Here is a 6238-nt window from a genome sequence, read left to right as displayed (position 1 = left end):
CCTTCAAATACATGCGGGTTGCGGCGTTGCGTTCCGGGCATCTCGGTGCCCCACTCGCTTTGCCTAACCGCTCCGTCAAGGGGACTGGCCTGCGGCCAGCCCCTTACGTCGAACGTTAGACCTCATGACGACCATCGTCGATGTCCAGAGCTTCATCGCTACGCACGAGCGGGCGTCGCGCCATGTGAAGTTGCACCACTCCGAGTTGTCAGGCCTTGTCAGTCGCGAGCCTGCTGTCGTGGCGAATGAGATCGTCCAGCGTTGGGGATATGGCGCGATCAACCCGCAGTCTTGGTCAGTAGTCGATGGTGCGGCAGCTGCTGCTATCGCCCGCCGGCTCCTTGGCTCAGACTTGGCGTACAAATCTGAACTCATTCGGGAGGAAACCGCAGAATACTTGGCAGAGCGCCTAGTTGGCGCTCTATCGAGATTCGGAGCTCGCTTTGTATGCAACGCCGAGTTTCATGGCACCTCAGTGTCGTGGGATCCTATAGGCCCAAGCACGTTCGAAGCAGCACTGGTCGGCTTCGATGAGTCCTGTGCTTTCCTTCTCTACGCTGAGGCAGAGGACTGACACATGAGGTCTAACCCCTCCGTCAAGGGGACGTCCCGCAAGCGGGCCGCCCCTTACGTCGAACGTTAGGCATCGGAAGTCAGGGGCTGACCGTTGAGTCCGAAGCAGCGTATCCACGCATGTCGGCTGCCTGCTTCATCGTCGGCGTGGGCTGTCCGTCCTTCGGCGGCCAGCGCACGTTCCGTGGTGGCGGCTCAAGCCGTATTCGAGTCAGCTTGGGCACATATTGGCGGCCGCAGCAGCACACCACGCTCGCTGGAATCGCTCTTCCTTGTCACCGCCGGTGGTACTCTGTAGGCAATCTCTCGCTTCGGCGAGCTTTCAGCGCATTGCCGATGTCGTTGAAATCCTTCATCTCCTCCGGCGAGCGTCGTAGCACATGTTATGCAAGCACTCTGCTTTGCCAGCCACTGGCTCGTCAGGCCACCGGGTTTGAAATACATGCGGGTGGCGGCATTGCGTTCTGGGCATCTCGGTGCCCTGGCCACCGTGCCTAACCCCTCCGTCAAGGGGACCAGCCTTCGGCAGGCCCCTTACGTCGAACGTTAGGCATCAGAAGGCAGCAGGCTGGTGAAGTTTCGGCGGCATGTCTACGGCTTCTGGGTGCTGGCTTCATCGTCGGCGCGGGCTGTCCGTCCTTCGGCGGCCGGCGCACGGGCCGCGGCGGTTCCTTCCGTATTCTGGTCAGCGCGGGCACATGTTGGTAACCGCGGCAGCATGCGAGGCTGCAAGTTGCCCTGTTTGGCCAGCGCAGGTGGTACTCTGTGGGCAATCTCTGCCACGGCGAGATTTCATCGCTCTGCCGATGCCGCTGAAATACTTCTTCTCTCCAGGCCAACGTCGTAGCACTTGTCATGCAAGTCTTCTGCTCCACCAACGCACGCCTCGCGTGGCTGCCGGGCATGAAATACCTGTCGGTTGTGGCATTGCGTTTCAGGCATCTCGGTGCTCTGGCCGATCTGCCTAACCGCTCCGTCAAGGGGACTGGCCTGCGGCCAGCCACTTACGTCGAACGTTAGGCACCAGAAGCCACGAGCGATGTCGTCTCGCCTCGATAAGCTGAACCGACGCGTCACCGAGGCGACGCTCCGAAAGACGCTGCGCACCCTTTTCTCGCCGAGGAATGACTATGGGGACCTTGATTTTGGCGAACTGAGCCAGGAGCTTGAGCGATTCGGCATAACAACGCAAGCCAAGTTCTCGTTGCTGATGAAGCGGCACCGGAGAAGGCTTGTTGAGCTCGATCGTAGGCGTCTCTCTGCTCAGGAGGTGAAATTCTACTCTGCCGAGTTTGGGAAGGAGTTCGTCAAAGATGCAATGCGCCGTCAGTACTGGTTTGCATTTCCTGCCCTCGTACGGAGCGCCCTGGAACTTGAGTTCGGCGAGGAGGCAGTTGTCCGTGAACCCCATGCCTAACCCCTCCGTCAAGGGGACGTCCCGCAAGCGGGCCGCCCCTTACGTCGAACGTTAGGCATCAGAGTGCAGCAGGCTGGTGAAGTCTCAGCGACACGCAATCGGTTTCTGGGTGCCGGCTTCATCGTTAGCGTGGGCTGTCCGTCCTTCGGCGGCCAGCGCGCGGTCCGTGGCGGCTCCAGCCGTATTCAAGTCAGCTTGGGCACATGTGGGTGGCCGTGGCAGCACGCCGCGGTCGCTGGAATCGCTCTCCCTGGTCACCGCCGGTGGTACTCTGTGGGCGATCTCTGCCTTGGCAAGCTTGCAGCGCTTTGCCAAGGCAGTTGAATCCATCGTCTCGTCCGGCCAGCGTCGTAGCATTTGTCATGCAATTCTCTTGCTCCGCCAACGCACGCCTCGCCTGGCTGCCTGGCATGAAATACACGTCGGTGGCGGTCTTGCGTTCCAGGCATCTCGGTGCTCTGGCCGCCGTGCCTAACCCCTCCGTCAACGGGACTGGCCTGCGGCCAGCCCCTTACGTCGAACGTTAGGCCATGCAAATCTACCCTGCGATTGGTGTCGATCGAGTCTTGTTCGGAATGAACGAACAAGAACTCGTTGCGCTACTGGGCCCGCCTGACAAAGTTGTGACTTCAGACAATGGGAACAGAGATTTGTGCTACTACGCATTGAAGCTGATTCTCAAGATCGAACCTAACAATGAAAGCCGGCTCGGCTGGATCTCAGTTCGAAATCGCAGTTCCCGATTGACAGGCATCGATCCTTGGTCAATGAAGCGCGAGCAACTTCTTTCGCATCTTTCCTTGAAGTTCTCCGAGGCTTATGAAGTAGACGACTATGGCGAGATGGAAAGCTACACTTTTGGTGAAATCTGGGTCGAACTGCAGTTCGAACTTGATGAGCTGACGTCAATCAACTTTGGGGTTCCATATGATCCCAACGACATGCCCATCTGGCCATCGAAATCGGCCTAACCCCTCCGTCAAGGGGACGTCCCGCAAGCGGGCCGCCCCTTACGTCGAACGTTAGGCATCAGAAGGCAGCAGGGCCGGTGAAGTCTCAGCGACGTGTCTACGGTTTCTGGGTACCGGCTTCATCGTCAGCGTGGGCTGTCCGTCCTTTGGCGGCCAGCGCGCGGGCCGTGGTGGCTCCACCCGTATTGAAGTCAGCTTGGGCACATGTGGGTGGCCTTGGCAGCATGCCATGGCCGCAAGTTGCTCTGCCCGGTCAGCGCCGGTGGTACTCTGTACGCAATCTCTGCCACGGCGAGCTTTCAGCGCTCTGCCGAGGCAACTGAAATACTTCCTCTCTTCCGGCCAGCGTCGTAGCATTCGTCATGCGAGTCCCTTGCTTCATCAACGCGCATCTCGCATGGTTGCCGGGCATGAAATGCATGTCGGTCGTGGCGTTGCGTTCCAGGCATCCCGGTGCCCCACCCGATCTGCCTAACCGCTCCGTCAAGGGGACTGGCCTGCGGCCAGCCCCTTACGTCGAACGTTAGGCCACATGAGCAAGGCCGCGGCAATCCCCGAGCATCTCCGCGAGTTCTGGAGCGCATTCGCTCAAGCCGTCGGTGGTGCTAGCGAAGAACGCTTCTACGAAGCCTTCTTCTTTGGTGACACTGAGCAGTTGGCCAATGAGCTTGCAGCCTTGGTGCTTCAAGGAACGAAGCGAGCAACCGCTGGTTCAGTCTGGTCCTTCGATGCCGAAGGCAAGCGCCCGCCTCAGGCAGGCGATCTCAGCATTGTCACAAGTTGGTCCGGCAAGCCGCTGTGCGTCATCGAAACTGAGGTCGTCGAGGTTGTGCCGTTCAACGAGGTCACGGCAGAGTTCGCAGCCACAGAGGGCGAAGGCGATGGCTCGCTGGCTTTCTGGCAGAGTGGTCACAGACGGTATTTCACCCGTGAGTGCGCCAGAGCCGGGCGCGAGTTTTCCGAGAGTATGCTGGTCGCCTGTGAGCGCTTCAAAGTCGTCTATCTGCCGTCAGCCAGCGCTGCGGCCTAACCCCTCCGTCAAGGGGACCTGCCTTCGGCAGGCCCCTTACGTCGAACGTTAGGCATCAGAAGGCAGCAGGGCCGGTGAAGTCTCAGCGACGTGTCTACGGTTTCTGGGTACCGGCTTCATCGTCAGCGTGGGCTGTCCATCCTTTGGCGGCCAGCGCGCGGGCCGTGGTGGCTCCACCCGTATTCAAGTCAGCTTGGGCACATGTGGGTGGCCTTGGCAGCATGCCAAGGCCGCAAGTTGCTCTGCCTGGTCAGCGCCGGTGGTACTCTGTAGGCAATCTCTGCCACGGCAAGCTTTTAGCGCTCTGCCGAGGCAATTGAAATACTTCTTCTCTTCCGGCCAGCGTCGTAGCATTTGTCATGCGAGTCCCTTGCTTCATCAACGCGCATCTCGCATGGTTGCCGGGCATGAAATACATGTCGGTCGTGGCGTTGCGTTCCAGGCATCTCGGTGCCCTACCCGCTCTGCCTAACCCCTCCGTCAAGGGGACTGGCCTGCGGCCAGCCCCTTACGTCGAACGTTAGGCATCAGAAGGCAGCAGGTTGGTGAGGTCTCAGCGGCATGTCTGCGGTTTCTGGGTGCCAACTTCATCGTCGGCGTGGGCTGTCCGTCCTTCGGCGGCCAGCGCACGGGCCGTGGCGACTCCAGCCGTATTCAAGTCAGCTTGGGCACATGTAGGTGGCCGCAGCAGCACGCCACAGTCGCTGGAATCGCTATGCTTGGTCACCGCCGGTGGTACTCTGTGGCGATCTCTGCCAAGGCAAGCTTGCAACGCTTTGCCAAGGCAGTTGAATTCCTTCGTCTCGTCCGTCCGGCCGGCCTCATAGCATTTGTCATGCAAGTCTCTTGCTCCGCCAACGCGCGCCTCGCCTGCCTGCCAGGCATGAGATACATGTCGGTTGTGGCATCGCGTTCCAGGCATCTCGGTGCTCTGGCCACTCTGCCTAACCGCTCCGTCAAGGGGACTGGCCTGCGGCCAGCCCCTTACGTCGAACGTTAAGCGCCACATGCAATCCACCGAGTCCGCCGGCCAATCAGCCCTCACTTTTCTCGGCAAGCAGGGGTTCGGAGAGGCAGTTCCCGTGCTTATCGATTCAGCGACTCAAGAATTCGATGAAGGTTGGGTCTTCTTCTATCAGTCAAAGAGCTACGTCGAAACGGGTGACTTCAATGAGAGTCTCGTAGGGAACGCACCGTGCTTTGTTCCTCGAAACGGATCGGCTCCGTGTTTCATCAGCTATCACCGCCCGATAGAAGAATCAATGCGCGCTTTTCGCTTGTGCGGAGATGCAAGCGCAGAGGCGAAAGCGCAAGTCAAGCTTCTTGGGTGGGAGCCAGGCGCTCTTTCTGTGTCCGCCATTCAAGTCATTCGCCGGCACTCCATGCTGGGGCTGGCCGCAGCGAAGAAGGCCGTCGATAGCTGCCTTTCTGGCAGCCCAACGCTGATCGATACAATCTCTGTCGCATCTGCAAGTGTGTTGGTCGCAGAGCTATCGAATCTCAACTTCTTGGCGGAGGTAACGTATGGCGCCTAACCCCTCCGTCAAGGGGACCTGCCTGCGGCAGGCCCCTTACGTCGAACGTTAGCCCGCAGCAGGAGCCGTCAGTGTCTGGTTGGCTCGCCTATCCGTGGTCAGTGGTTCGCGCTAATACCAATGCCCGCGTTGGCCAGCCTTGGTCGCAACAGGCTTCGCCTGCTGCTCGTGAGGGCACGGTCGCTTTGAACAGGTGCCTTCGGTCCCAACGCATCAGGCGTGTGGGGCAGGCCCGAGCAAGTCTGGCCCACCTCACACCCCTGCTGCTCAGCGTTATTGCGAGTGGTCTTCGGCGTCGCAAAGCCGGTCAAACTCATTCTTCTTGTGGCCTGCGTGGTCATGGGAATCGGAAGGGAGCCTTCGGCAAAGCAACATTTGCTGGGTTGCTTGTGGGCCAAGGTCTGAGCAGTCGGCCAGCGCGGGAAGGGAATACCTCAATTACCAAGTCTCTGCCCCGCCGCCGTCGTAGCCCGCTCTCGCGGTCAACCCGGGCGGCCAAGCAAGCCTTGGGGTGGCAAACTCCAGCAACCGTTGGCTTGCTTCAATCGCAGCGGGCTAACCCCTCCGTCAAGGGGACGTCCCGCAAGCGGGCCGCCCCTTACGTCGAACGTTAGGCCTCATGCAAGTACCGTCCTACCGCTGGTCTTGCCATGGGTGCGGCGCCGTCAATGAGCCTGGTATAGCCGCTTGCCCTACCTGCGGCCTTCCAGCT

The 6238-nt window shown here is 60.0% G+C and carries 5 protein-coding genes; all 5 read left to right on the top strand.

Annotated elements, in window-relative coordinates:
• Positions 1 to 124: 124 nt before the first annotated feature.
• The 5 genes from AACH06_RS29800 (at position 125) to AACH06_RS29780 (ending at position 5526) form a co-directional block, all read left to right on the top strand.
• Complete coding sequence (locus AACH06_RS29800) at positions 125 to 574, top strand: hypothetical protein (protein ID WP_341429466.1); 450 nt, start codon at positions 125 to 127, stop codon at positions 572 to 574.
• 1038 nt (positions 575 to 1612) lie between these two features.
• Positions 1613 to 1990 (top strand): hypothetical protein, encoded by a 378-nt coding sequence (locus tag AACH06_RS29795; protein WP_341429465.1) that lies wholly within the window; start codon positions 1613 to 1615, stop codon positions 1988 to 1990.
• A gap of 530 nt (positions 1991 to 2520) precedes the next feature.
• On the top strand, positions 2521 to 2961 hold the full coding sequence (locus AACH06_RS29790) for a hypothetical protein (RefSeq protein ID WP_341429464.1): 441 nt from the start codon (positions 2521 to 2523) through the stop codon (positions 2959 to 2961).
• 532 nt (positions 2962 to 3493) lie between these two features.
• The gene (locus AACH06_RS29785; RefSeq protein ID WP_341429463.1) at positions 3494 to 3991 is read left to right on the top strand and encodes an ASCH domain-containing protein; all 498 of its coding nucleotides are present in this window, start codon (positions 3494 to 3496) and stop codon (positions 3989 to 3991) included.
• 1007 nt (positions 3992 to 4998) lie between these two features.
• Entirely contained in the window at positions 4999 to 5526 is a 528-nt protein-coding gene (locus tag AACH06_RS29780; protein ID WP_341429462.1) for a YrhB domain-containing protein, read from the top strand.
• The last annotated feature ends 712 nt before the right edge of the window (positions 5527 to 6238 follow it).

Source organism: Ideonella lacteola (assembly GCF_038066555.1).
Lineage (GTDB): Bacteria > Pseudomonadota > Gammaproteobacteria > Burkholderiales > Burkholderiaceae_C > Ideonella > Ideonella lacteola.
The sequence above is the reverse complement of the archived record's forward strand: the minus strand, read 5'-3'. Positions and strand labels throughout refer to the sequence as shown.

What these genes read in the sequence shown, in the direction of transcription:
- AACH06_RS29800 (WP_341429466.1), top strand. Translation starts at nt 125, where the DNA reads ATGACGACCATCGTCGATGTCCAGAGCTTCATCGCTACGCACGAGCGG.
- AACH06_RS29795 (WP_341429465.1), top strand. Translation starts at nt 1,613, where the DNA reads ATGTCGTCTCGCCTCGATAAGCTGAACCGACGCGTCACCGAGGCGACG.
- AACH06_RS29790 (WP_341429464.1), top strand. Translation starts at nt 2,521, where the DNA reads ATGCAAATCTACCCTGCGATTGGTGTCGATCGAGTCTTGTTCGGAATG.
- AACH06_RS29785 (WP_341429463.1), top strand. Translation starts at nt 3,494, where the DNA reads ATGAGCAAGGCCGCGGCAATCCCCGAGCATCTCCGCGAGTTCTGGAGC.
- AACH06_RS29780 (WP_341429462.1), top strand. Translation starts at nt 4,999, where the DNA reads ATGCAATCCACCGAGTCCGCCGGCCAATCAGCCCTCACTTTTCTCGGC.